Raw genomic sequence first — 23,926 nt, 5'->3', positions numbered from 1 at the left:
CAACACGGATTCCCCTATGATATATGCAAAATATATCAGGAGATCGCCTTTGATATCCATGCAAATGAGCACTGCGTTCGAGCCAGCTGCGACCAAGGCCTACCGCATGCTCGAGCATATGATTGTCACGCTCGAACTGGCGCCGGCGAGTTTCGTCACCGAAGGCGGCCTGATCGAGAAGCTGGCGCTCGGCCGTACGCCGGTGCGCGAGGCGATCCAGAGGCTGGCCTGGGAAGGGCTGCTGGACGTGCGGCCACGCGCGGGCATCGCCATCGCGCCGCTGCACCCCGGCGACTGGCTGCGCGTCCTCGACGCGCGCCGCGGCGTCGAGGTGGTGCTGGCCCGCTCCGCGGCGCGCTTCGTCACCCGCGACGCAGCCGACCTCTTCCACGATGCCGCGCTTGCTATGCAGAAGGCTGTCATCTCCGGCGACGTGCTTGCCTTCATCCAGGCCGACAAGATGCTGGACGAGGCGCTGGCACGGGCTGCCGACAATCCGTTCGCGGCCAGGCTGGCCGCCCCGCTGCAGACCCACAGCCGCCGCTTCTGGTTCCGCTACAAGGCCGATACCGGCCTGGCGGAATCGGCCGAGCATCACGTCGCGCTGATCCGCTCGATTGTCGACGGTGACGAGGAAGCCGCCGCAAAGGATGCCAAGCGGCTGATGGCATTGCTGCGCGGCCATGCCGAGGCGGCCGCCACACGTTGAAGCATGCCGCCGACACCGACCTCGGTTGGGGCCAGTGCATGCCCAAGACTACGCGTCGGCTGAACCGCTTCTACGCAATGCGGCTCAGGCTCCTGGCAAGGCCGCCTTGATCGTCGGGCTGTCCCAGCCCTCGCCCACGGACAGGATGCAACTCTGGCCCTTGGTGTCGGAGGCGAGGACGGTCCAACTGCCCTGTTCGGAAACGAACACCTCAAGGACCACGTTGGGATTGATCAGGCCACGCCCGGCCTCGCTTTCGTGGAAATTCTCGCCGAGCGCCTTGACGATGTCGGCGCGTGCCGCACATTGGCCGGCTGCATTCGCCGGCCCTATCGATAGCGCCGCCACGGCGCATAGCAACATGGACATAAGACGTTGTGCCATCGGACACCTCCTTGCGCCCAACGATGCGATGCTAACGGTCAGCCGTCGGCGCTCTGGTTGCCTGCCATGCCTCCTCCAGGGCAGGATCGTAGCTCTAAGTCCTGGCGCCCTCGCCGGTTCCATCACATTAGCGTTTGCAAAATAAACGGCCCGAGCCAGGGGACTCGGGCCGGAGATTTTTGGGGTGGTCATGCCGGCCCGCCCCCGCAGCCGAAGGCGAGGACGCGCAAGCGGACAAGCGTCCGGTCAGTTCATCGTCGGGATGACGAACTCGGCCCCGTCCTTGATGCCGGACGGCCAGCGTGAGGTGACCGTCTTGGTCTTGGTGTAGAAGCGGAACGCGTCCGGACCGTGCTGGTTGAGGTCGCCGAAGGACGATGCCTTCCAGCCGCCGAACGTGTAGTAGGCGATCGGCACCGGGATCGGCACGTTGACGCCGACCATGCCGACCTGGACGCGCGAGGCGAAGTCGCGCGCGGCGTCGCCATCGCGGGTAAAGATGGCGACGCCATTGCCCATCTCGTGGTCGTTGGCGAGCTTGATGGCGTTCTCGTAGGTCGGCGCGCGCACCACCGACAGCACCGGCCCGAAGATCTCTTCCTTGTAGATGCGCATGTCCGATGTGACGTTGTCGAACAGGCAGCCGCCCATATAATAGCCGTTCTCGTAACCCTGCATCTTGAAGCCGCGGCCGTCGACGACCAGCTTGGCGCCTTCCTTGACGCCGAGATCGACATAGCCCTTGACCCGCTCCAGCGCCTGAGCGGTGACCAGCGGGCCGAAATCGGCGGCGGAATCCGTGGAGGGGCCCACCTTCAGGCTTTCGACGCGCGGCACCAGTTTCTCCATCAGCCGGTTGGCGGTGTCGTTGCCGACAGGGACCGCCACCGAAATCGCCATGCAGCGCTCGCCGGCCGAGCCGTAGCCGGCGCCGATCAGCGCATCGACGGTCTGATCCATGTCGGCGTCGGGCATGATGATCATGTGGTTCTTGGCGCCGCCGAAGCACTGCACGCGTTTTCCCGACGCGGTGCCGCGCGAATAGATGTAGTGAGCGATCGGTGTCGAGCCGACGAAGCCGATGGCCTTGATGTCGGGATCGTCAAGGATGGCGTCGACGACTTCCTTGTCGCCGTTGACGACATTGAGGATGCCGGCAGGCAGGCCCGCCTCGATGAACAGCTCGGCGATGCGGATCGGCACGCCCGGGTCGCGTTCGGAGGGCTTCAGGATGAAGGCGTTGCCGCAGGCGATCGCAGGCGCGATCTTCCACAGCGGGATCATCGCCGGAAAGTTGAACGGCGTGATGCCGGCGACGACGCCGAGCGGCTGGCGCATCGAATAGACGTCGATGCCGGGGCCGGCACCGTCGGTGAATTCACCCTTCATCATGTGCGGCGCGCCGATGCAGACCTCGACCACTTCGAGGCCGCGCTGGATGTCGCCCCTGGCATCGGCGATGGTTTTGCCGTGCTCGCGCGCCAGGATGTCGGCCAGTTCGTCATAGTCGCGCGCGACCAGTTCAAGGAACTTCATCAGGACGCGCACCCGGCGCTGCGGGTTGGTCGCTGCCCATTTCGGCTGCGCCGCCTTGGCGTTCTCGACCGCCGCGCGCAGTTCCGCCTGCGAGGCCAGCGCCACCGTGCCGCGCACCGAGCCGTCCATCGGCTGCATCACATCTTGCTTGCGGCCGCTGGTTCCTGCGACACGCTTGCCGCCAATGAAATGACCGTATTCGATCATGATGTCTCTCCCTGGGTTTGTGATGGGGCATTGTCCGCTTTTGGCAGGCCGATGGCAACGCGAGGGAGAACGCAACCGTTGTGCGGAGAATAGACAGCGGTTGACGGGAGAGCATCAATTCTCGCAAATGAGAAGGGTCACAAAGACGAGGTCCAAGGATTGATAGGTTGAGTTCCTTCGCGCCCCCCTCTGTCCTGCCGGACGGTCTCCATGAACTGGGATGACGTCCGCATCTTTCTCGCCGTGGCGCGCGCCGGGCAAATCCTTGGCGCGGCGAAGCGCCTGGAACTCAATCACGCCACCGTCTCGCGCCGCATCGCCGCACTTGAAGACGCGCTGCGCACGAAACTCTTTCGCCGGCTGACCACCGGCAGCGAACTGACGCCCGCCGGCGAGCGCTTCCTCGACATTGCCGAGCGCATGGAGGGCGACATGATCGCCGCCCGCTCGACAATATCGGGCGAAGGCGACGACGTTTCGGGCACGGTGCGGATCGGCGCGCCGGACGGGTTTGGCGTCGCGTTCCTCGCCCGGCGCCTCGGCGCACTGACCGCGCTGCATCGTGAATTGACGATTCAGCTCGTACCGGTGCCGCGCTCCTTCTCCCTGTCTCGCCGCGAGGCCGACATTGCCATCACCGTCGAGCGGCCGACCGAGGGCCGGCTGGTAGCGGGCAAGCTGGTCGACTACTCGCTCGGCCTGTTTGCCTCGCGTGCCTATGCTGAAGCCCACGGCCTGCCCCAGACCGCTGCCGAGCTGGGACGGCACACATTGATCGGCTATGTGCCGGACCTCATCGTCAGCCCATCGCTCGACTACGCCGCCGAATTCAGCGCGGACTGGCGCACCAGCTTCGCCATTTCCTCCGCGCTCGGGCAGGCCGAAGCGGTGCGGTCGGGCGCCGGCATCGGCATCCTGCACACTTTCGTCGCCCGCTCGATGCCGGAACTGGTGGCCGTCGACGTGGTGGCGCCCATCCGCCGTGCCTACTGGCTGGTCTATCACGAATCGGTCAGGCCGCTGCGCCGCGTCCAGATCGTTGCCTCCTTCATTACAAAGACGGTGGAGCGGGAGAGAAATCTTTTCGTCTGACGCATGTCGGCCATCGCGGCTTCTTCCACGACTCGGAGAACGGCATGATCGTGCTCGACCCCGCCTTCTACGCCAGGATGACGCCAATTTATGACGAGTATCTCTCTCACTCCAAACCGGTCGCCACCGACGTGATGATCCCGTGGGCCTACCGGCTGCTGTTCGACGAGGGTTGGGTGAAACAGGCGTTCTGACGCGAAATCCGGTGGCGCGCCCGCCGAAGGCGGGCGAACAGCGCCTATTTCAGATAGCGCTCCTGCGCCAGTGCACGAGCGTCGATATCGGGCACTTTGTTCGAGATGATGTCGGCCAGCACCTTGGCCGAGCCGCAGGCCATGGTCCAGCCGAGCGTTCCATGGCCGGTGTTGAGGTAGAGATTGGAGAGCTCCGTGCGCCCGATCAGCGGCGGCCCGTCCGGCGTCATCGGCCGCAGCCCGCACCAGAACGTCGCCTCCCGCATGGCGCCGGCTCCCGGGAACAGGTCGCCGACCGAGTGTTCCAGCGTGCGCCGCCGCGATTCATGCAGCCTGAGGTCGAAGCCGGAAATCTCGGCCGTGCCGCCGACGCGGATGCGGTCGCCGAGCCTCGTGATCGCGACCTTGTAGGTTTCGTCCATCACCGTCGACACCGGCGCGGCGGCGGCATCCTTGATCGGCACCGTGATCGAATAGCCCTTGACCGGATAGACCGGGATCGGCCGCTTCATCCGGCGCATGAAGTCCGCCGAATAGCTGCCCAGCGCCATCACATAAGCGTCGGCGGTCAGCCAGCCCTTGCTGGTGCTCATATTGTTGACGCGGTTGCGGCTGCGGATCACGCGCCATATCGTCGTGTCGTATTCGAACTTGACCCCGCGTGCCACGCAAAGCTCGGCCAGCCTGTCGGTGAACATCTTGCAGTCACCGGTCTCGTCGCCCGGCAGCCTCAGGCCGCCGACGAATTTCTCGCGCACCGCGGCCAGAGCCGGTTCCGCCGCGATGCAGCCGTCCTGGTCGAGGATTTCGTAGGGCACGCCATATCTCTTCAGCACCTCGACATCGCCTGATGTGCCGTCGAGCTGCTTTTGCGTGCGAAACAGCTGCAGCGTGCCCTGCGTCCGCTCGTCATAGGCGATGCCGGTCGCCTCGCGCAGCGCCTTCAGCGTATCGCGGCTGTATTCGGCCAGCGGCACCATGCGTGATTTGTTGACCGCGTAGCGTTCGGCTGTGCAGTTGCGCAGCATCTTGACCAGCCACGTCCACATATGCGGATCGAAGGCCGGCCGCACCACCAGCGGACCATGCTTCATCAGCAGCCATTTGATCGCCTTGAGGGGGATGCCGGGTCCGGCCCAAGGCGAGGCATAGCCGGGCGAAATCTCGCCGGCATTGGCGAAGCTGGTTTCCAGTCCCGGCCCTTTCTGGCGATCGATCACGGTCACCTCGTGGCCAGCCTCGGCGAGATAATAGGCCGTGGTCACCCCGATCACGCCACTGCCCAGCACCATGATTTTCATTCATTCACTCCTTGCCGCGCCGAGCGTCCTCAGGACGCCCGTGGACGCGGCCGTATTTTCGATTTGCGCATGACCCCAAGCGAAAATCGATGTCGATCTTCGAGACCAGGCGCTGTTGCCCATTCACGCCGCCGAGGGACCGGGGTCGTCTTCTTCTGTCTGCCGCATTCCGGCCGTCTCGCCAAGAGGCCGCCAATCGGCTGCGGCACTGTAGACGAGCCTGAGCCCGTGCGGTCGCCGCGCGTCAGCCTGGTCTTTCTGCCTGACCGTGCGCCGGGCAGCCTCCGGCTGGTAAAGCACGGCCTTGATCAGGATCGATTCCTGCCTGCCGTCGGCGTGTTCGACCGTTGCCGTCTGGCCCTGCGCCATGCCAAGCATGCAGAGCCCGCGCCTCGTTGCGACCGACAGGCTGGAGCCGACCGGCCCGCGCACCTCGTGCTGCACCAGGGTTCGCGTCTCGGCGGGACCGGCATCGACGCCGAACACCACCCTGCTGTTCAGCGTGACGATGTCGGGGTCGACCGAATCGATCGGCACGACATCGGCGCGTGAAAGCTTGTGTTCGAGCATGCGCACGATCGGATCCGCGAACGCCCGCCGGCGCTCCAGCATCACTTCGAGAACGGCGAAATCCTTCGTCGTCAGGCAGCAATTCGTGCTCGTCATCACCGCCTCCGCCATCAAGCTCGTTGCGGGCCGCAAGCAGGCGCATCGACGGCTTCGACGGTCACTGACAGTTCCCGGCCGCCACGAGCGTTCCAGCAAACCGCCTGCCCAACGCTGGCGCCGATGAGCGCGGTTCCCATCGGTGTCAGCACCGAAATGCGGTTCTCGGCTATGTCGGCCTCACCCGGATAGACCAGCATGATGCGCTGGGCGTCGCCGCTTTCGCCGCGCACGATCACCGTCGAACCCATTCGCACCACACCGGCCGGCATCGCCGCCGCGCTCCTGACGACGGCCCTGTCCATTTCCGAAAGCAGCTCCTCGGCCGTCTCGGGCGCGCGATCGAGCAAAGCCCTCGCCAGGCCCGTCAGCCTGTCATGGTCGGCGTCACTGATCAGAATATGGCTGTTTGGATGCAGTTCTTTTGCGTGTCGCATGGCAAACCTCATGGATCGGCGCATCGAGCGGATGCGCGCCTGCCGGCGCGTTGGCGACGGCGTGATGAAAGGCCGGCAGCCGCGAAGGGCTGTTCGGCTTGATGGCGGTTGTGGAAGTATGGATGCCCCGGTACGGACGGACGCCGGAAGGCGGCCGCGCCGGGGCTACGATCCCGCGATCGGGCAGACCCTGAAGAAGGTTTTGATATAAGCGAGCTTGCTCATGTGCCAAAGCTTGCCGAATGGCGCCCGCTTGTCAAGCGCGGCCAAACCGCTCAACCGCCCAGATAGCGCCGGTGAAAACGCGTTCCGAGGCTGGCCAGGATTTCATACCCGATGGTGCCGGCATGGTCGGCAGCATCGTCGACGCTCTGTGAGGGCCCTAGCAACTCCACCAGGTCGCCCTCTCCGAGCCGGCCGGGCGGCAAGGCGGAAATGTCGAGAATGATCGAATCCATCGACACGCGCCCGAGGAAAGGCAGGCGCACCGCCTCGAACCATGCGGCCGAAGCGGAGCGGCGCAGCCAGCCGTCCGCATAGCCGAATGAAATCGTCGCCAGGCTGAGCGGGCCCTGCGCATGGTAGCTGTGGCCATAGCCGACGCCAGTGCCCTTTTGGACACTGCGCGTCTGCGCCACCTTGGCCTGCAGCCGCACCACGGGCAGCATCGGGTTGGGTTCGCCAGGCGTCGGGTTGATGCCGTAGAGGGCGGCACCGGGCCGGGCGAGATCGCAATGATAGGGCGGGCCTAGAAAGATGCCGGAGGAGTTGGCAAGCGAGGCCGGCGCCACGGGTAGCATGGCGCGCAACCGCTCGAATGCCAGCCTCTGCTGTTCATTGGCCGGGTGGCGCGGTTCATCGGCGCAGGCCAGATGGCTCATCACATATCTGACGTCGATGCCATCGAAAGCGCCGACATCCCCGGCCATCGCCTCGACCTCGGCTGGCGCCATCCCAAGCCGCGACATGCCGCTGTCGACCTGGACGGCAGCCGGGAGCCGGCGCCCGGCGCGGTGTATCGCTGCGCGCCAGGCTTGCAACTGTGCGCTACTGTTGATGACGGCGCACAAGCCAGCCGCCACCGCTTCCGGCTCGGAGCCCGGCGGCAGCCCGTTCAGCACGTAGATGTCCGGTCCGGCCCCCACCGCCTTGCGCAGCGCGATGCCTTCGGACAGCAGCGCGACGAAGAAGATGTCGCAGCCTTCCTTCATCAGCGCCGATGCCACTCGCGCGGCGCCGAGACCGTAGCCGTTGGCCTTGACCACGCCCGCGCAGCGCACGCCGCCCAGTCGCGCCTTCAGCCGCCGGTAATTTTCGCGGATCGCGCCAAGGTCGATGGTGAGGATGGCCCCGGCAGCAGCCTCGCTTGTGACGTCGGCTTCTTCGGGCAGCGATCTTTTGGGGGCGTCGTGCATGGCGACCCTTCTTGTGGCGGATGGACATCAATAAGACGGTCGAACCGGCGCGGCAACCGCGGGCGTTTGAACTGCGGCCGCGGCCCGTCCAGCTATGGCACAAGGTGACGGAACGCCGTCACCACGTCTTCATAGACCTTGCGCTTGAACGGCACGATCAGGCCGGGCAGATCCTGCATCGGCCGCCACGACCATTTGTCGAATTCGGCGGTGTGGCCGCCCGGCGGCGGATTGATCTGGATCTCGCTGGTATCGCCATGGAAGCGGAAGGCGAACCATCGCTGCGTCTGACCCCGATAGCGCCCCTTGAAGGCGACGCCGACGAGGTTGTCCGGCAGATCATAGTTGATCCAATCCGGCGCCTCGGCAAGCAGCGAGACGCTGCGCATACCGGTCTCCTCATAGAGCTCCCGCTGCGCCGCCTGTAGCGGCTCCTCGCCCTTGTCGATGCCGCCTTGCGGCATCTGCCAGAGCTGCGTGGTGCCGGCGAACTCGCTGTCCGGCTCGGCGATGCGATGGCCGACCCAGACCAGGCCCTCGGCGTTGAGGATCATCAGCCCGACACAGGGACGGTAGGGCAGCGTCTCGCGGTCGACCTTCTTCGTCTTCGGCATCATTCAGTCTTTCAAGCTGTTTCCCGGTGGCTAGCCCTTTTGCGGATCGATCGCCACCGCTGAAATCGGCACGATCTCGATGCCGCGTTTCTTGGCCTCGGCCGCCCATGACGACACCGTGTCGACCGTCAGGTCGAAAGCGGAGCCGATGCCGACCGCCGTGCCCTTGGCACGGGCGGTCGCCTCCAGGCTGTCCAGTTTCTTCAGGATGGCGCCGCGATCCTGCACGGCGTCGATCGCCGTGTCTCCGGCGACGAAGGGCACGCCGTCCTTCAGCGCCAGATCCGGCGCCAGGCTGCGCGCCGACGAGCCGTCGTCGATATAGGCGAGCCCGCGCTTGCCGAGCTCGGCCATGAACGGCTCCATGGCCGCCGGGTCGGCGGAGAACCGCGCGCCCATATAGTTCATGACGCCGGTATAATTCGTCGTCCGCGACAGCGCCCAGCGCAGGCTCTTCAGGTTTTCTTCCGCGCTCGCCGCCACCGTCAGCGTGTTGCGCCCGGGGTTGACGTTGGGATAGTCGAATGGTTCGAGCGGCACCTGCATGACGATCTCATGGCCGCTCTGCCGGGCGGCCTGCATCCAGCGGCCGATACTATTGCCTTGCGGCGCGAAGGCCAGCGTCACTTCCGCCGGCAGCTTGGCGATGGCCGCCTGGGTGCCGGTCTGTGAGACAGCGAGCCCGCCGATGACGATCGCCACGCGGGCGCCGCGCGCGCCCGACCATGGCCGCGCATAGACATCGAACGGCCGCCTTCCGTCTGCGGCGCGCACCGGCAAGGGGCCGGTTTCGCTTGCCTCAATCAGTGCCCTGTCGGGGATATGCGCGATCTTCAGGTTCTGGCCGATGGTCGACGGATCACGGATGACGATTGCCGCCTTGGGCGGACCATCGCCTTCCTCCGTCTGCACATGGATGATCTGCGGGCCTCCAGCCTTGGCCGGCATTTCCGCCTTTGGCGTCGTGACCGGCGCCAAAGCGGACGGCGCAGCGGTCGGCTCCGGCACCATCTTCGGCGTCGAAACGGCGACTTCCTGGGGCTTGCGAAACGGCTTGTCCCTGAGCGCGATCGCGCCGGAGACGCCGACAATCGCCAGCACGACGAACGCAGCCACGAGCGCACCCGCGCTGACCTTGCCGGCGGTGCGCGGCGGACGGACAGTCAGCCCGAGCGGTCGTTCGATGTCCTTGCCGATATCAGCCAAGCCCTGTCCCCGTCCGCATGGCTTCGAACATGGAACCCTTTCGAAGAGACATGCGTGAATTCTTCATCCCGGCGCACCCCTGGCGCCCTGCAGCGAGGGATTCGCCTTGCCCCCGAATCAAACTGCCGGAACCTTTCGGTCCCGGCAGCATCGCATTGCTTCCATCGGGCGGCCAGACCCGTTGTTGGCCGCCACCTGTTACTGGTTGAGGACGGCCTTCTGCGGATTGGGCGGGAAGGCCGGATCGGTCTTCTGGCCGCGCAGAAGCTGCTCGGCATAGATGAGCTGGAGGTCGTCCTTCGGATCCGGCGGCACATAGGCTGCCGAGCCCGAACCGGTCGAGCTCTCGTCGGCACCCTTGATGTGGCCCTTGAGGTCGGATTCGCCGCGCGTCAGGTCCCTGCCCTGCAATTCCGGCGGCAGCGGCTGGTCGACCTTGATGTCGGGCGTGATGCCCTTGCCCTGGATCGACTTGCCGGACGGCGTGTAATAGAGCGCCGTCGTCAGCCTGAGCGCGCCATTCTCGCCAAGCGGGATGATGGTCTGCACCGAACCCTTGCCGAAGGACTGCGTTCCGACCACCGTGGCGCGGCGCAGGTCCTGCAGCGCGCCGGCGACGATTTCGGACGCACTGGCCGATCCGCCATTGACCAGCACGATCAGCGGCTTACCGCCGATATCGTCGACCTGCTTGGACTTGGCGTCGAAGCGGGTGACATCCTTCGGATCGCGACCGCGCGTCGACACGATCTCGCCGCGGTTGAGGAAGGCGTCCGATACGCTTACCGCCTGGTCGAGCAGACCGCCGGGATTGAGGCGCAGGTCGAGCACATAGCCCTTGAGCTTGTCGTTCGGCACCTGCTTCTTGATGGTGTCGATGGCATTCTCGAGGTCGTCATAGGTCTTTTCGGTGAAGGAGGTGATCTTCATGTAGCCGATGTCGTTCTCGACCCGGAACTTGACCGCCTTGACCTTGATGATGTCGCGCACCACCGTCAGCTCGATCGGCTTGTCGGCGCCCTGGCGCAGGATGGTGAGCTTGATCGGCGTGTTGACCAGGCCGCGCATCTTGTCGACCGCGTCGTTCAGCGTCAGGCCACGAACCTCCTCACCGTCGATCTTGGCGATGTAATCGCCGGCCAGCACGCCCGCCTTGGCGGCCGGCGTATCGTCGATCGGCGTGATCACCTTGACCAGGTCATTCTCCATGGTGACCTCGATGCCGAGGCCGCCGAACTCACCCTTGGTCTGCACGCGCATGTCCTGCGCCTGCTCGGCGTTCATGTAGGAGGAGTGGGGGTCGAGCGAGGCAAGCATGCCGTTGATGGCGTTCTCGACCAGCGACTTGTCGTCGGGCGGCGTCACATACTGCGCCCGCACCCGCTCGAAGATATCGCCGAAGATCGCCAGTTGCTTGTAGGTCTCCGACCCCGCAGCGTTCGCTGCCGAGCCGGGCGCGCCATAGACCAGGCTCATGGCGGACGCGCCCATCAGCGCACCGGCAAACAGAAGCGACAGTTTCCGCATCATTTCACGTCCTTCCAGAAAAACGGTCCGCCCACCATGGGGCCGGATCGACGGGTTTTCCATCCTTGCGGAACTCGACATAGAGCTCCGGCGTGGCATTTCCATTCTTCGAAGCCGAGGTGCTTGCCACCCGGGCCTCCCCCATCGCACCGACCGGCTCTCCTGCGAGCACTGATTGGCCGGTGGCGACGCTGATTCTGCTCATCCCCGCCAGGACGACATGATAACCGTCGCCGGCATTCAGGATCAAGAGTTGACCGTAGGAGCGAAACGGCCCCGCATAAAGCACATTCCCATCCGCCGGTGCGGTGACGATGGCGCCCGATTGTGTCGCAACCATGTCCCCAAGCATCACCGCGCCGTTACCGTCTTCGGCGCCGAACCGGCGTTTGATGCGGCCGATGACCGGCAGCGCGATCTGTCCTTGCAGCGCCGAGAAGGGTGCCGCCGCGGCAAGCCGGTTGGCCTCGGGAAGCGGCAGCGACGCCGTCAGATCGCCGCCCGCCTTATCCCCGCCTGCCTTGTCGCCGGCTCGACCGGCATCCGCGGCCTTTGCGGTATCCGCGGCCTTGCGGTTGCGCTCGGCCTGCGCTTCGAGCGAAGCGATCAACTCCTTCAGGCTGCTGGCCTTGGCCGCCAGCGTCTCGGAATGCTGTCGCTCGGCCGACAACTGCGCCTGCGTGTCGGCTTCGAGCTTCTGCTTGGCTTCCAGCAGCATGCCGAGCCGCTTCTTCTCCGCCGCCTGCTCGCCGACCGCCGTCGTCAGCCGTGCCCGCTCGGCCTCGATCGAGGCCGTCACCCTCGTCTGCTCCTTGAGGTCGGCCAGGAGCCTGTCGGTCTGCTGGCGCAATTCAGGCACCACGGCGCCAAGCAAAATGGCGCTGCGCACCGACGACAGCGCGTCCTCCGGCTTGACCAGGATCGCCGGCGGCGGGTTCAGCCCCATGCGCTGCAATGCGCCCAGCACCTCCGCCAGCACGTCGCGCCGCGCCATCAACGAGGCGCGGATCTTCTGCTGCTGGCTCTTCAGCCCTTCCAGCTTGGCGCCGATGTCCTCGATGTCCTGCCCAAGCTTCTGCTCGGTCATCGCCGACTGGATCAGCGCGGCGGTGATCGAAGCGTGGTCCTTCTTGACCGCGGCAATGTCGGCGGCGAGCTTGGCCAATCGTTCGGACGATAGGCTTATCTCCTTGGAGATCTGTTCGTATTCGGCGCGGCTCTGGTCCGGATCGGGGGCCATGTCGAGCGTGTTCTCGGCCCACACGGCATTGAGCGACAGGATGACCGCCGCCGCCGCGATGCCGCAGCGCGCGCGCCAGGAGCCCGCTGTCGATGAGCCCGTCGTCGATTTCCAGCCTTCAGCCATGCGGGATGGACTCTATCTGCGGCTTCGTTAACGAACCATCAACCATATTAATGCGCATCGCCCAAAAATGTGCAGCGGTTTCGCACACCGGTTAACAAAACAGGAAAAGCCGGCCCAAAGCCGTGATCTTGCGCGGCATTGGGGCGGAATTCGGTGCGATGCGACCTTCAGGCTCTGTGATAGGGGTGGCCGGACAGGATCGTCGAGACCCTGTAAAGCTGCTCTGCCAGCATCACCCGCACCAATTGGTGCGGCCATGTCAGCGCACCGAAAGACATCACCAGCTCGGCCTGGGCGCGCAGCGATGGATCGTGGCCGTCGGCGCCGCCTATGGCCAGCGCCAGCGCCTTGCGACCGGCGTCGCGCAACTGCCCGATGCGGCCGGCGAACTCTTCCGAGGACAGGTTCTTGCCGCGCTCGTCGAGCAGGACCAGCGCCGAGCCGGGCTGCAACTGCGCCTGCAGCCTTGCCCCTTCATCGCGCCGACGTTCATCGGCGTTCTGGGCGCGGCCTTCGGTGATCTCGGCGATGCCGGAGAATTCGAGGCCGACAGCCGGGCCGCTCTTGGAGAAACGCTCGAAATAGCGGTCGGCGAGTTCTCTCTCGGGGCCGCTTTTCATCCGGCCCACGGCATGAACGGTAATCTTCATCCTCGCCTCAGAGGGCCGCCGATGCGTGTCGCCCGAAAATCGTCAATAGGCCTGGAACCACGGCACGCATCCGAACCAACCGGCTCAGTGCAGGGTCTCTTCCTCGAGGTCCGGCGCCTGCCACATCTTTTCGAGATTGTAGAATTCGCGGACTTCGGGGCGGAAGACATGGACGATGATGTCGCCTGAATCGATCAGGACCCAGTCGGCGCCGGACAGCCCCTCGACGCGCGCCGTGCCGAGGCCGGCATCCTTCAACGCCTTGAGGAGATGGTCGGCAACAGCCGAGACATGGCGGTGCGATCGGCCCGACGCGACGACCATGTAGTCGCCGAGGCTCGATTTTCCCTGAATGTCGATTGAGACGATGTTTTCGGCCTTGGAGTCTTCCAGACTGGCAAGGACTGTGTTGATGGCGCGGGACACGGCGTCGTTTACGCTGATCCCGGCCGGCGAAGGCACGATGTCGGCCTTCTTCCGCAGTGCTGTTCTCAGTGTATTTCCTTTCGCAGCAAGAACAACCAAATCACCCTTAAAGCGGGTGACACCGCTTAGATAGGCAGAGTTCCGTTGCAGTTTCAAGACGGAGCCCCGCTTCCATGCGAACTCATTGAGCCCCCGCTTGTTCCGCGCGACACGCAAAAGATCGGAACCCAGGCGTTCCGCAGCGGTTATCGGCTGATTGATCAACCGGAATCCCATTATGCCGATCGACCCGCAAAATGCCCTCCTGACCGTGCAGGCGGGGCTCTCTCAACTCAGCGCACTCATTGTCTCCTATTCCCTCTCGGCGGTCGGCGCCGTCATCCTTCTGGTTGTCGGCTACATCGTCGCCGGCTTTGCCGAGCGTTCGATTTTTGCCGGCCTGGGCCACATCCATGGCTTTGACCAGACGCTGCGGCACTTCTTTTCCAAGATCGTCCGCTACGCCATCCTCGTCCTCGTCGTCATCATGGTGCTCGGCCAGTTCGGCGTGCAGACGGCCTCGATCATCGCCGCGATCGGCGCCATCGGCCTGGCCATCGGCCTGGCGCTGCAAGGCACGCTTCAGAACATCGCCGCCGGCATCATGCTTTTGGCATTGCGGCCGTTCCGCATCGGCGAATCCGTCGAAGTCGGGTCCATTGCCGGCTCGGTCGAGGAAATCGGCCTCTTCGCCACCAAGCTCCGGACATCCGAAGGCGTCTACATCCTGGCGCCCAACTCGACGCTGTGGAACCAGCCGGTGCGCAATTTTTCGCGCAACGGCGTGCGGCGCGGCGACATCACGCTCTCGATCGGCTCCTGGAACGACATCGACCGCGCCCAGAAGACGCTGCTTGCGATCGCCGCCGCCGAGCGCCGCATCAAGCGTGAGCCGGCGCCGACCGCCTTTGTCGCGGCATTGGGCGAAAGCACCGTCTCGATCACCTTGCGCTATTGGACATCATCGGCGGATTTCTTCGCCGCCCAGGCCGATCTCACCAAGCGGGCCAAGCAGGAGTTCGACCGCGAACGCATATCGATCCCGCTGCCGCCACCGCAGGCCCCGGCACCGGAAACCCGCCGGCAATAGTCAATCGCCCCTGTGCCGGTGCTGTTCGTCCGGCGCGAAGGCGAGTTCCACCGGCAGTGGCGCCTGCGCCGTCATCGGCGCGAAGCTGCCGGTTTCGGTTGCCGGCACCGGCCGCGTGGTGAACACGCGCAAAAGCACGAACAGGCAGAAGACGCAGGCGATGACCACAGTCACATAGATGAAGGCCTGCGTGCCGAAGACGGCCGACAGCGCGGTCACGATGCCCGGCACGATGAAGCCGGACAGCGACCAGGCAAACAACAGCGAACTCGACAGCGCCACCATGTCGTCCTTGCCGGCGCGGTCGGCGGCATGCGCACTGGCCAACGAGTAGATCGATTCCGAGGCGCCGTCCCACATCACATAGACCACCAGCAGCAGTGCCAGCGTACCGCCGTCGAAGCCGAGCGCGAACATCCCTGCCGCCGCGGCGATCGCGGATGCCGCTACCAGCACATAGCGGCGATCGGTGCGGTCGGAAATCCAGCCGAGCGGAACCTGCAGGATCAGCGTGCCGAGCGGCATCACCGACAGCAACAGCGCCACGTCGGCCTGGCTGTACCCTTTCGCGGTGGCGTGGATCGGCGCGAAGCCGGAAATCGACATGGACAGGCCACCGACCGCCAGCATGCCGGCGACGCCGACCGGCGAAATCCGCCAGGCCCGGCGCAGCGCCACCGATGCCGCCTGCGGCGCCGGCGGCTGGGCCAGCCGGGTCATCCCGACGGGCAGGATGGATAGCGCGGTGAAGGCTATGCCGATCAACGATGCATCCGCCGTCCTGATGTCGACCAGCGCCAGCGTCGCATAGCCGATGCCGAGCCCGCCGACATAGGCGACGTAGAAGACGGCCATTACCCTGCCGCGTATGGCGTTGGCGACGGCATCGTTGAGCCAGCTCTGCGCGACGATGAAAAGCCCGCATATGGCAAAGCCGTAGAGAGCGCGCGCCGCGATCCACGACAGGGGGTGCGGCCCGGCGCCGATTGCGGCATTCGACAGCGCGATCAGCGCCGACAGCACCATGAAGGCGCGGGCATGGCCAACCCTGCGCACCAGCGGCCCGGTCAAGATGCAGCCGGCGAGGCCGCCGGCCGACAGGCCGGTGACGATCAGACCGGCCCAGGTCGGATCGAAACCTTCCACCCCGAGTCGGACAGGAATGTAGGCGAACATCAGCCCGTTGCCGATGGCGATTAGCGCCATCGACACCACGACGCTGGCAATCGCGATCAGCGGCGTGGGCGTGTCGCCGTGGCTCGATTCCGCTTCGGTCTGGTTTTTCACGAGAGTGGCCATGTCAGCGCAAGATCATCCATTCGATGACGAAAGACCGCCGTAAAAGCGACATTGCCGGACTTGCCTTCTTCCTTGCGAAGAAAGGGCGCCGTGCGTGCCGATCAGCCCTTCGCCTGCTTGCGGATAGCCGTCGACGAGAGCGACGAGCGCGGGCCGTGGATGAAGGTCCAGGCGGGCGCCTTCATGCGGGCGAGCCTTGGCGCATCGCCTTCGTCGACGCGGGCATAGTCGAAGGTCTTGGCCACGACCGACGACAGGAACGACAGCGTCGCGCCCGGACGGTCGATGACCGCGATCGGGAAGGTCATGACGATTTCGCGCCAGCGCTGCCAGCGGTGGAAATCGCGCAATGAGTCGGCGCCCATGATCCAGACGAAGTCGACGCCGGGATTGCGCGCCTTGACCAGCGCCAGCGCGTCGGCGGTGTAGCGCACATGATGCGCCGCTTCGAAGGCGGTGACCTTGATCTTCGGGTTCTTGGCGATCCGATCGGACAGGCGCAGCCGTTCGGCCAGCGGCGCCAGCTCGTGCGTGTTCTTCAGCGGATTGCCCGGGGTGACCATCCACCACAACTGATCGAGAGCCAGACGCCTGAGCGCGATCTCGGCGACGAGCGCGTGGCCGGCATGTGGCGGATTGAACGAGCCGCCGAACAGGCCGACAGCAAGGCCTTTGCCGGCATGCGGCATTTTGAGGTAGCTGGACGGGATAGGTTGTTCAGGCAGGGAAAGCATGGTGCTAGGTGCCCCCCTCTGTCCTGCCGGACATCTCCCCCTCAAGGGGGGAGATTGGCAACGTCACCGACTGCAGAAATTCTGCGACGACAGCGATTGGCGAAATCAGAAACAACAGCCCATCTCCCCCCTTGAGGGGGAGATGCCCGGCAGGGCAGAGGGGGGTCCGCGCGCACACGCCTCTCAGACTCTAACGGCGAAAAACGTCAAGGCCTCACCTGTCCCGAGCCGCGCACGCGGTATTTGAACGAGGTCAGCTGCTCGACGCCAACGGGCCCGCGCGCGTGCATCTTGCCGGTGGCGATGCCGATCTCGGCGCCCATGCCGAACTCGCCGCCATCGGCGAACTGTGTCGAGGCGTTGTGCAACAGGATCGCCGAGTCGATCTCGTTGAAGAACCGTTCCACCGCCTGCGCATCCTCGGCGACGATCGCCTCGGTATGGTGTGAGGAGAAAGTCTCGATATGCTCGATCGCGCCGTCGACGCCGTCGACCAGCTTCACCGCGATGACGGCGTCCAGATATTCGGTGACCCAGTCGGCATCGGTCGCCGGCTTGGCGTCGAAGAACAGCTTCAGCACCTCGGCATCGGCATGGATCTCGCAGCCGGCAGCGCGCAAGGCATCGAGGATCGGCACCAGGTGGGTGGAGGCAACCGCACGGTCGACCAGCAGCGTTTCGGCCGCGCCGCAGACGCCGGTGCGCCGCATCTTGGCGTTGACGGCGATGCCGACCGCCATGTCGAGCTTGGCCGAGCGGTCGACATAGAGATGGCAGATGCCTTCCAGATGCGCGAAGACCGGCACCCGCGCCTCGGTCTGCACCCGCTCGACCAGGCTCTTGCCGCCACGCGGGATGATAACGTCGAGATTGCCGCCGAGGCCTTTCAGCATTTCGCCGACGGCGGCGCGGTCGGTGGTCGGCACAAGCTGGATGGCGTCCTGCGGCAGGCCGGCTGTCTTCAAGCCGTCGACCAGGCAGGCGTGGATCACCGACGACGAGTTCAGCGAATCCGAGCCGCCGCGCAGGATCACCGGGTTGCCGGCCTTGAGGCAGAGCGCGCCGGCATCCGCCGTGACGTTGGGCCGGCTCTCATAGATGACGCCGATGACGCCGAGCGGCGTGCGCACGCGTTCGATCCTGAGGCCGTTCGGCCGCTCCCAACTGGCGATCACGTCGCCGACGGGATCGCCGAGTTCGGCAATCTCGCGAATGCCGTCCGCCATGGCGCGGATGCGGGCGGGATTGAGCTTCAGCCGGTCCATGGAGGACGCCGACAGTCCGGCTTCATGACCGTTCGCGATGTCGATGGCGTTGGCGTCGAGTATGGCTCGCTCGCGGGCGATGATCGCCTCCGCCATGGCGGCCAGTGCCGCGTTCTTGGCGGCTGTCGTGGCGATGGCCAGCGGTCGTGCGGCGGCGCGGGCACGGCGGCCGAGGTCGGCCATTGTCGCCACTGTATCGTTCCGGGATTTTTCATGCAGCTTCAGCATGGCTCATCCTCCGCTCGTTACTTGGTCGCCCGCGAGGCTGACCACAAGGTCGTCGCGGTGGATCATCGCCGAACGCGCCTCGTAGCCGAGCACGGTCTCGATTTCGGTCGTCTTCAGGCCTGCGATCCTTACGGCATCCGCGGCATCGTAGGCAACCAGCCCGCGGGCGATCTCGCGGCCCTCGGGCGACAGGATCGCCACCGTATCGCCGCGCGAGAAATTGCCGCTGACCAGCTTGACGCCGGCCGGCAGCAGCGACTTGCCCGATGTCAGCGCCCCGACGGCACCGGCATCGACGGTGAGCCTTCCCGCCGGTTCGAGCTGGCCGGCGATCCAGCTCTTGTAGCCTTTCACGGGGTTGGCGCTCGGCCGGAAGAAGGTGGCGCGCTCGCCGCGCTCGACCGCCATCAGCGGCGAAAGCCGCGTGCCGGCGGTAATGATCATGGCGGTGCCGGCCGCGGTGGCGATCTTGCCGGCGTCGAGCTTCGTGCGCATGCCGCCGCGCGACAGTTCGGAAGCCGCGGCGCCCGCCATCGCCTCGATTTCAGGCGTGATGCGGTCGACCACCGCGACGAATTTGGCCTCCGGGTCACGCGCCGGCGGCGCGGTGTAGAGCCCGTCGATATCGGAGAGCAGCACCAAAAGGTCGGCGCCCATCATCGTCGCCACCCGCGCCGCCAGCCGGTCATTGTCGCCATAGCGGATCTCGGAGGTCGCCACGGTGTCGTTCTCGTTGATGACCGGCACCGCCTTCATCTTCAACAGCGTCGAGATCGTCGCCCGGGCGTTGAGGTAGCGGCGGCGCTCCTCGGTGTCGCCAAGCGTGAGCAGGATCTGGCCCGATTTCAGCCCGCCCTTGCCGAGCGCATCCGACCAGGCGCCGGCCAGCGCGATCTGCCCGACGGCGGCCGCCGCCTGGCTCTCCTCGAGCTTCAGCGCCCTTTTTCCGAGGTCGAGAATGGTACGGCCAAGCGCGATGGCGCCCGACGACACGACCAGGATTTCCGCACCGCCCTGAGCCAGCACGGCGATGTCGTCGGCCAGCGAGGCCAGCCAGTCGCGCTTCAGCCCGGCCGTGCGGTCCACCAGAAGCGCCGAACCGATCTTGACGGTGATGCGCCGGTATTTCTTCAGCGACTGCATGGCCTTACTTTTCCCAGCGCGTCTCGATCGGGGCGGCGATCTGCGCGCGGGCCTCCGCGATCACCGCCATCAGCGCGCGCTGCACCGCCTCGACACCTTCGCCGGTGACCGCCGACAGCAGCATCGGCGCGCGGCCGGCGGCGCGCTTCAGCGAGGCGATCTTTTTCTTGCGCTCATCCGCATCGAGCGTATCGACCTGTGAAAGGGCCAATATCTCGGCCTTGTCGGTCAGGCCGTGGCCATAGGCTTCGAGTTCGGCGCGCACCGTCTTGTAGGCCTTGCCGGGATTTTCTTCCTGCGCCGACACCAGGTGCAGCAGCACGCGCGTGCGCTCGACATGGCCAAGGAAACGGTCGCCGATGCCGACGCCCTCATGCGCGCCCTCGATGAGGCCGGGAATGTCGGCGATGACGAATTCACGCGCATCGATGCGCGCCACCCCCAGGCCGGGATGCAGCGTGGTGAAGGGATAATCGGCGATCTTCGGCTTGGCGGCGGTGACGGCGGCGAGAAAGGTCGATTTGCCGGCATTGGGCAGCCCGACCAGCCCGGCATCGGCGATCAGCTTCAGCCTGAGCCAGATGTTGAGCTCCTCGCCGGGCTGACCCGGATTGGCGCGGCGCGGCGCCTGGTTGGTCGAGGTCTTGAAATGCTGGTTGCCGAAGCCGCCATTGCCGCCCTTGGCCAGCAGGAAGCGCTGGCCGACCACGGTGAGATCGCAGATCAGCGTCTCGTTATCCTCTTCGAACACCTGCGTTCCAGCCGGCACTTTCAGCGTGACGTCGGCACCCTTGGCGCCGGTCATGTTGCGGCCCATGCCATGGGTGCCGGTCTTGGCCTTGAAATGCTGCTGGTAACGGTAGTCGATCAGCGTGTTCAGCCCGTCGACCGCTTCCAGCCAGACGTCGCCGCCGCGTCCGCCATCGCCGCCGTCCGGTCCGCCGAACTCGATGAATTTCTCGCGCCGGAACGACACCGAACCGGCGCCTCCGTCGCCGGAGCGGACATAGACCTTGGCTTGATCGAGAAATTTCATCGGACAGCAGTTTCTTTATTGGCCTTGCGGCATTGCTCTAAACCTTGCGCCTTGCTCTAAACCAAGGCGCGGCGAAGGGCGAGGCCGTTTTATGACAATGGCCGCGCGGGGTTGGCCGGAGATGACGGATGAAGCTTGTAACCTACAACATCCAGTACGGCATCGGTCTTGACGGGCAGTACGATGTCGCGCGCATCACTGAAGCCGTGCGCGGTGCCGACGTGATCGCGCTGCAGGAGGTCACCCGCAACAATCCCAGGAACGGCGGACGCGACATGGTCGCCGAGATCGGCGAGGCGCTGCCCGACTATTTTGCCGTCTATGGCAGCAATTTCGAGGCCAATATCGGCTCGCGCATCGAGAACGGCCGCGCCATCACCATCACCTTCCAGCTCGGCAACATGGTGCTGTCGAAGACGCCCATTCATCTGTCGCGCAACCTGCTCCTGCCGCGCAGCCGCAGCTTCGAGATGATGAACTTCCAGCGCGGCGCGCTGGAGGCGCTGATCGAGACGCCGCTTGGTTTCATCCGCTTCTATTCCATCCATCTCGATCACCGCAGCCCGGTCGAGCGCGCCAGCCAGATCCAGTTCCTGCGCCGGCGCCTGTTGAACTATGCGCTTGAAGGCGGCGCGCTGTCCGGCGTCGCCGAGATCGGCCTGCCGGAACTGCCGCATCCCGAGGCCTTCGTCGGCATGGGCGACTTCAACATGCTGGCCGGATCGCCCGAATATGTCGAACTCGCCGGCCGGCCGGACCACGAATTCGGCATGCCGCTGACCGCTGATTTCGCCGTCGACGCCGCCCTTCGCCTCAATGTCGCCGGCGACGATCTCGTCAGCTGGGTCGACCCCAAGGATCCCGGCAATACCGACCGTCACAAGCGCATCGACTATATCTTCACCAGCGCCTCGCTTGCCCGGTCGCTGAAGCGCCTGTGGGTCGACCGAAAGGCTGTCGGCTCGGACCATCTGCCGGTATGGGCCGAACTGGGCTGAGCCCAAATCGATGCACGATTCTTTCCGAACCTTTGACCGGAGGCCCAGCGCCGATGTGCTGAGATTCAGGTGAGGCCGGCCTCACCTGAAATATCGGCACATCAAAAATGCACCCAGTTGCGCAGGCTGGTCCACGTCTTCCTGTCGAGCCGGTAGCGCTCGACCGGCACCTGGCCGGCGACGATCGAGTTGAGCATGCCCTGGCCGGCATACTGGAAGCCGCATTTGTGGATCACCCGGCGCGAGGCCGGATTGATGACCCGCGTCGAGGCATGCAGCACCTGGATATTTGTCCGTTGGAACGCGAGATCTACCAGGGCGTGCGACGCCTCTGTGGCGAAGCCGCGCTTCCAGTAGGGCTCACCGATCCAGTAGCCGAGCTCCAGTCCGCGGTCGGTTGTGTTCAATCCGGCGCAGCCGACGAAGGTTTCGGTGCCGGCCAGCGTCAGCGCGTAGGCGATGCCGGCGCGGCGCGACTTGGTCATGGCCAGGAAAGCGCGGGCCTCCGCCTCGCCATAGGGATGCGGCATGCGCGCCAGCATCTCGGCGACATGACGGTTGTCGGCGAGCTCGACCAGTTGCGCGATGTCGCTTTCGCGCGGAGCCCGCATCACCAGCCGCTCGGTGACCAGCACCGGGCAATCGATGGCATAACTTTCGTCTTCTGAGTCTTCCGCTTCGGCAACCATGTCAAAGTCCTCCAGGCACAAGAAAAAGGGGAGATGGAAACCCATCTCCCCTGATCCTTTTCCTGGCTTTGCCAAACCTTCTGGCTTCCAGACACCGGTTCCCGAGATGGGCTGCCGGTGTTGTGGTGCGGAACCGGCTACTCCGCTGCTTTGGTAATCGGGTTGACCGATACGTAGGTTCGGCCGTTGGCTTTTTTGTTGAACGTCACGGCGCCGGCTTCGAGCGCGAAAAGCGTATGGTCGGTACCCATGCCGACATTGACGCCGGGATGCCAGGTGGTGCCGCGTTGACGGATGATGATGTTGCCCGGGATGACGGCTTCGCCGCCGAACTTCTTCACGCCCAGACGCTTGGAATGCGAGTCGCGACCGTTGCGCGACGAGCCGCCAGCTTTCTTGTGTGCCATCTAACTAACTCCGATGCGCCCAAGGGCGCTTGAATGGTCTTATGAACGCGTTCGCGTTCCGTTTCAAGTCCGATCCGGCGACGTTTCGCGCCGGTTCGCCTTACTTCTTTGCCAGTTCCTTGGCCTGCTCGCGCCAGTCCTTGATCTGGTCGGCGCTGAACGGCATGTTCTCGTCGATCTTGGCCACATCCTTCTCGGTCAGCTTGGCGAGCTGCGCGAAGGTGATGATGCCCTGTTCGTTGAGATCCTTTGCTGCAACCGGGCCGATGCCCTTGATCACGGTCAGATCGTCCGGCTCACCCTTCGGCGCCTTGAACAGCGGCGCTGCCGCGGTCTCGGCCTTTGCCTCTTCCTTCGGGGCGTCCTTCTTGGCCTTGGCTTCCTTCGGCGCCGTGTCGGCGGCTACCTCGGCCTTGGCTTCCGCCTTGGCAGCGGTCTTCTTGGCCGGCTTGGCGCCGCCCAGCAGGATCTCGGAGATCCGGACCGTGGTCAGCAACTGGCGATGGCCGATCTTGCGGCGCGAATTCTGGCGGCGGCGCTTCTTGAAGGCGATGACCGTGCGGTTCTTGCCCTGCTCGACGACTTCGGCGGTGACAACCGCGCCGTCGACGAACGGTGCGCCGAACGTGACATTCTCGCCCTCGCCATGCGCGAGCACGTGGCCGATCTCGACGATGTCGCCGACATTGGCTTCGACTTTTTCGATCTTCAGGAGATCGTTGGCGGCGACGCGATACTGCTTGCCGCCCGTTTTGATGACTGCGAACATTTTTTGCCTTTCGCTGTTCGGTCGGCCTCGATGAACCGCCTGTGGCGGTTCGGCCGTCTTTTTGTCAGTCTGCGGGTTCAAAAAACAAGCGGCGCGGAAGAACCCTCCACGCCGATTGCGCGCTGTCCCTAACCGAAGGTTCGTTGCGAGTCAAGGCAAAGGAGCCATCGAACCGTGGGGCTTTTGGCTCCGGCAACACCGCAAGCACCGGCGTGTGCCTGACAACCGCGAAAAGAACCGGGATACCGGGACGGATTTGGCCTTGTAACCTGTCGGGCGAGCCGTTATCTAGTGCGCCGCGCCGGCAACGGCGGACCATGACCGCGGAGAGGTGGCAGAGTGGTCGAATGCACCGCACTCGAAATGCGGCATGGGTGCAAGCCCATCGGGGGTTCGAATCCCTCCCTCTCCGCCATTTCTGCTTTGTACAACCCGGAGACATAGGTAACGTATTGTACCTAAGACATGGGTGACAATCTCGTGCCGAACGGATTGTCGA

At 65.0% G+C, this 23,926-nt stretch carries 25 protein-coding genes and 1 tRNA gene; 6 read left to right on the top strand and 20 right to left on the bottom strand.

Annotated features, from left to right (window positions below; genetic code table 11):
* Window positions 1-64 precede the first annotated feature (64 nt).
* Window positions 65-709, top strand: coding sequence for a GntR family transcriptional regulator (locus LB551_RS23475; RefSeq protein WP_224660563.1), 645 nt, complete (start codon window positions 65-67; stop codon window positions 707-709).
* An 84-nt stretch (window positions 710-793) separates the two neighbouring features.
* On the opposite strand, the gene LB551_RS23470 is transcribed toward LB551_RS23475, so the two are convergent.
* Both LB551_RS23470 and LB551_RS23465 read right to left on the bottom strand, forming a co-directional pair.
* Entirely contained in the window at window positions 794-1,093 is a 300-nt protein-coding gene (locus LB551_RS23470) for a hypothetical protein (RefSeq protein ID WP_140550808.1), read from the bottom strand.
* 246 nt (window positions 1,094-1,339) lie between these two features.
* Window positions 1,340-2,836 (bottom strand): CoA-acylating methylmalonate-semialdehyde dehydrogenase, encoded by a 1,497-nt coding sequence (locus tag LB551_RS23465; protein ID WP_224625202.1) that lies wholly within the window; start codon window positions 2,834-2,836, stop codon window positions 1,340-1,342.
* 210 nt (window positions 2,837-3,046) lie between these two features.
* Between LB551_RS23465 and LB551_RS23460 the strand changes: the two genes are divergently transcribed.
* The gene (locus LB551_RS23460; protein WP_224660562.1) at window positions 3,047-3,928 is read left to right on the top strand and encodes a LysR family transcriptional regulator; all 882 of its coding nucleotides are present in this window, start codon (window positions 3,047-3,049) and stop codon (window positions 3,926-3,928) included.
* 44 nt (window positions 3,929-3,972) lie between these two features.
* Entirely contained in the window at window positions 3,973-4,122 is a 150-nt protein-coding gene (locus LB551_RS23455; protein ID WP_224660561.1) for a hypothetical protein, read from the top strand.
* 44 nt (window positions 4,123-4,166) lie between these two features.
* Here LB551_RS23455 and LB551_RS23450 read toward each other — a convergent pair whose 3' ends face one another.
* The 10 genes from LB551_RS23450 to rsfS all read right to left on the bottom strand — a co-directional run bounded on the left by LB551_RS23450 (window position 4,167) and on the right by rsfS (window position 13,766).
* On the bottom strand, window positions 4,167-5,423 hold the full coding sequence (locus LB551_RS23450) for a D-amino acid dehydrogenase (protein ID WP_140566787.1): 1,257 nt from the start codon (window positions 5,421-5,423) through the stop codon (window positions 4,167-4,169).
* Between the two features lie 123 nt (window positions 5,424-5,546).
* Entirely contained in the window at window positions 5,547-6,089 is a 543-nt protein-coding gene (locus LB551_RS23445; protein WP_224660560.1) for a nucleoside-diphosphate kinase, read from the bottom strand.
* Window positions 6,090-6,103: 14 nt separating this feature from the next.
* Window positions 6,104-6,526 carry a nucleoside diphosphate kinase regulator gene (gene rnk, locus LB551_RS23440; protein WP_224660559.1) on the bottom strand — a complete coding sequence of 141 codons (423 nt, stop codon included), beginning with the start codon at window positions 6,524-6,526 and terminating at the stop codon, window positions 6,104-6,106.
* A 275-nt stretch (window positions 6,527-6,801) separates the two neighbouring features.
* Window positions 6,802-7,941 (bottom strand): alanine racemase, encoded by a 1,140-nt coding sequence (gene alr, locus LB551_RS23435; protein ID WP_224660558.1) that lies wholly within the window; start codon window positions 7,939-7,941, stop codon window positions 6,802-6,804.
* Window positions 7,942-8,033: 92 nt separating this feature from the next.
* Window positions 8,034-8,555, bottom strand: a complete 522-nt coding sequence (locus LB551_RS23430) for an RNA pyrophosphohydrolase (protein ID WP_224625273.1) — start codon at window positions 8,553-8,555, stop codon at window positions 8,034-8,036.
* 30 nt (window positions 8,556-8,585) lie between these two features.
* Entirely contained in the window at window positions 8,586-9,761 is a 1,176-nt protein-coding gene (locus LB551_RS23425) for a divergent polysaccharide deacetylase family protein (protein ID WP_224660557.1), read from the bottom strand.
* A gap of 198 nt (window positions 9,762-9,959) precedes the next feature.
* On the bottom strand, window positions 9,960-11,291 hold the full coding sequence (locus LB551_RS23420) for a S41 family peptidase (protein WP_224660556.1): 1,332 nt from the start codon (window positions 11,289-11,291) through the stop codon (window positions 9,960-9,962).
* Window position 11,292: 1 nt separating this feature from the next.
* Window positions 11,293-12,654, bottom strand: a complete 1,362-nt coding sequence (locus LB551_RS23415; RefSeq protein ID WP_224660555.1) for a murein hydrolase activator EnvC family protein — start codon at window positions 12,652-12,654, stop codon at window positions 11,293-11,295.
* A 167-nt stretch (window positions 12,655-12,821) separates the two neighbouring features.
* Entirely contained in the window at window positions 12,822-13,304 is a 483-nt protein-coding gene (gene rlmH, locus LB551_RS23410; protein ID WP_140550799.1) for a 23S rRNA (pseudouridine(1915)-N(3))-methyltransferase RlmH, read from the bottom strand.
* A gap of 84 nt (window positions 13,305-13,388) precedes the next feature.
* The gene (gene rsfS / locus LB551_RS23405; protein WP_010912111.1) at window positions 13,389-13,766 is read right to left on the bottom strand and encodes a ribosome silencing factor; all 378 of its coding nucleotides are present in this window, start codon (window positions 13,764-13,766) and stop codon (window positions 13,389-13,391) included.
* A gap of 241 nt (window positions 13,767-14,007) precedes the next feature.
* Between rsfS and LB551_RS23400 the strand changes: the two genes are divergently transcribed.
* Window positions 14,008-14,859 (top strand): mechanosensitive ion channel family protein, encoded by an 852-nt coding sequence (locus tag LB551_RS23400; RefSeq protein WP_140550798.1) that lies wholly within the window; start codon window positions 14,008-14,010, stop codon window positions 14,857-14,859.
* On the opposite strand, the gene LB551_RS23395 is transcribed toward LB551_RS23400, so the two are convergent.
* The 5 genes from LB551_RS23395 to obgE all read right to left on the bottom strand — a co-directional run bounded on the left by LB551_RS23395 (window position 14,860) and on the right by obgE (window position 20,564).
* A complete protein-coding gene (locus tag LB551_RS23395; protein WP_224660554.1) occupies window positions 14,860-16,158 on the bottom strand; it encodes an MFS transporter in 1,299 nt (432 codons plus the stop codon).
* 101 nt (window positions 16,159-16,259) lie between these two features.
* Window positions 16,260-16,847, bottom strand: a complete 588-nt coding sequence (locus tag LB551_RS23390; RefSeq protein WP_224660627.1) for a nicotinate-nucleotide adenylyltransferase — start codon at window positions 16,845-16,847, stop codon at window positions 16,260-16,262.
* A gap of 251 nt (window positions 16,848-17,098) precedes the next feature.
* On the bottom strand, window positions 17,099-18,385 hold the full coding sequence (locus LB551_RS23385) for a glutamate-5-semialdehyde dehydrogenase (protein WP_140550796.1): 1,287 nt from the start codon (window positions 18,383-18,385) through the stop codon (window positions 17,099-17,101).
* 3 nt (window positions 18,386-18,388) lie between these two features.
* Window positions 18,389-19,528 carry a glutamate 5-kinase gene (gene proB, locus LB551_RS23380; protein WP_224660553.1) on the bottom strand — a complete coding sequence of 380 codons (1,140 nt, stop codon included), beginning with the start codon at window positions 19,526-19,528 and terminating at the stop codon, window positions 18,389-18,391.
* Between the two features lie 4 nt (window positions 19,529-19,532).
* On the bottom strand, window positions 19,533-20,564 hold the full coding sequence (gene obgE, locus LB551_RS23375; protein ID WP_224660552.1) for a GTPase ObgE: 1,032 nt from the start codon (window positions 20,562-20,564) through the stop codon (window positions 19,533-19,535).
* A gap of 128 nt (window positions 20,565-20,692) precedes the next feature.
* Between obgE and LB551_RS23370 the strand changes: the two genes are divergently transcribed.
* The gene (locus LB551_RS23370) at window positions 20,693-21,562 is read left to right on the top strand and encodes an endonuclease/exonuclease/phosphatase family protein (protein ID WP_224660551.1); all 870 of its coding nucleotides are present in this window, start codon (window positions 20,693-20,695) and stop codon (window positions 21,560-21,562) included.
* A 101-nt stretch (window positions 21,563-21,663) separates the two neighbouring features.
* Here LB551_RS23370 and LB551_RS23365 read toward each other — a convergent pair whose 3' ends face one another.
* The 3 genes from LB551_RS23365 to LB551_RS23355 form a co-directional block, all read right to left on the bottom strand.
* A complete protein-coding gene (locus LB551_RS23365; protein WP_140729415.1) occupies window positions 21,664-22,251 on the bottom strand; it encodes a GNAT family N-acetyltransferase in 588 nt (195 codons plus the stop codon).
* A gap of 137 nt (window positions 22,252-22,388) precedes the next feature.
* Entirely contained in the window at window positions 22,389-22,658 is a 270-nt protein-coding gene (gene rpmA / locus LB551_RS23360) for a 50S ribosomal protein L27 (protein WP_140493012.1), read from the bottom strand.
* Between the two features lie 100 nt (window positions 22,659-22,758).
* Window positions 22,759-23,427, bottom strand: coding sequence for a 50S ribosomal protein L21 (locus LB551_RS23355; protein ID WP_224660550.1), 669 nt, complete (start codon window positions 23,425-23,427; stop codon window positions 22,759-22,761).
* Between the two features lie 325 nt (window positions 23,428-23,752).
* On the opposite strand from LB551_RS23355, the gene LB551_RS23350 reads away from it, so the two are divergent.
* Window positions 23,753-23,842: transfer RNA gene (locus LB551_RS23350), tRNA-Ser, on the top strand.
* The last annotated feature ends 84 nt before the right edge of the window (window positions 23,843-23,926 follow it).

The organism is Mesorhizobium sp. BR1-1-2 (assembly GCF_020165435.1).
Taxonomy (GTDB): domain Bacteria; phylum Pseudomonadota; class Alphaproteobacteria; order Rhizobiales; family Rhizobiaceae; genus Mesorhizobium.
Note: the sequence above shows the minus strand (reverse complement) of the source record. Positions and strands in the feature narration are given on the sequence as shown.

Coding starts and splice junctions, on each gene's coding strand:
- alr (WP_224660558.1), bottom strand. CDS start 7,941: ATGCACGACGCCCCCAAAAGATCGCTGCCCGAAGAAGCCGACGTCACA.
- LB551_RS23395 (WP_224660554.1), bottom strand. CDS start 16,158: ATGGCCACTCTCGTGAAAAACCAGACCGAAGCGGAATCGAGCCACGGC.
- LB551_RS23465 (WP_224625202.1), bottom strand. CDS start 2,836: ATGATCGAATACGGTCATTTCATTGGCGGCAAGCGTGTCGCAGGAACC.
- LB551_RS23420 (WP_224660556.1), bottom strand. CDS start 11,291: ATGATGCGGAAACTGTCGCTTCTGTTTGCCGGTGCGCTGATGGGCGCG.
- LB551_RS23365 (WP_140729415.1), bottom strand. CDS start 22,251: ATGGTTGCCGAAGCGGAAGACTCAGAAGACGAAAGTTATGCCATCGAT.
- LB551_RS23470 (WP_140550808.1), bottom strand. CDS start 1,093: ATGGCACAACGTCTTATGTCCATGTTGCTATGCGCCGTGGCGGCGCTA.
- LB551_RS23355 (WP_224660550.1), bottom strand. CDS start 23,427: ATGTTCGCAGTCATCAAAACGGGCGGCAAGCAGTATCGCGTCGCCGCC.
- LB551_RS23370 (WP_224660551.1), top strand. CDS start 20,693: ATGAAGCTTGTAACCTACAACATCCAGTACGGCATCGGTCTTGACGGG.
- LB551_RS23430 (WP_224625273.1), bottom strand. CDS start 8,555: ATGCCGAAGACGAAGAAGGTCGACCGCGAGACGCTGCCCTACCGTCCC.
- LB551_RS23400 (WP_140550798.1), top strand. CDS start 14,008: ATGCCGATCGACCCGCAAAATGCCCTCCTGACCGTGCAGGCGGGGCTC.
- proB (WP_224660553.1), bottom strand. CDS start 19,528: ATGCAGTCGCTGAAGAAATACCGGCGCATCACCGTCAAGATCGGTTCG.
- LB551_RS23455 (WP_224660561.1), top strand. CDS start 3,973: ATGATCGTGCTCGACCCCGCCTTCTACGCCAGGATGACGCCAATTTAT.
- LB551_RS23390 (WP_224660627.1), bottom strand. CDS start 16,847: ATGCCGCATGCCGGCAAAGGCCTTGCTGTCGGCCTGTTCGGCGGCTCG.
- LB551_RS23450 (WP_140566787.1), bottom strand. CDS start 5,423: ATGAAAATCATGGTGCTGGGCAGTGGCGTGATCGGGGTGACCACGGCC.
- LB551_RS23475 (WP_224660563.1), top strand. CDS start 65: ATGAGCACTGCGTTCGAGCCAGCTGCGACCAAGGCCTACCGCATGCTC.
- LB551_RS23445 (WP_224660560.1), bottom strand. CDS start 6,089: ATGACGAGCACGAATTGCTGCCTGACGACGAAGGATTTCGCCGTTCTC.
- rlmH (WP_140550799.1), bottom strand. CDS start 13,304: ATGAAGATTACCGTTCATGCCGTGGGCCGGATGAAAAGCGGCCCCGAG.
- LB551_RS23385 (WP_140550796.1), bottom strand. CDS start 18,385: ATGCTGAAGCTGCATGAAAAATCCCGGAACGATACAGTGGCGACAATG.
- LB551_RS23415 (WP_224660555.1), bottom strand. CDS start 12,654: ATGGCTGAAGGCTGGAAATCGACGACGGGCTCATCGACAGCGGGCTCC.
- rpmA (WP_140493012.1), bottom strand. CDS start 22,658: ATGGCACACAAGAAAGCTGGCGGCTCGTCGCGCAACGGTCGCGACTCG.
- LB551_RS23460 (WP_224660562.1), top strand. CDS start 3,047: ATGAACTGGGATGACGTCCGCATCTTTCTCGCCGTGGCGCGCGCCGGG.
- rnk (WP_224660559.1), bottom strand. CDS start 6,526: ATGCGACACGCAAAAGAACTGCATCCAAACAGCCATATTCTGATCAGT.
- obgE (WP_224660552.1), bottom strand. CDS start 20,564: ATGAAATTTCTCGATCAAGCCAAGGTCTATGTCCGCTCCGGCGACGGA.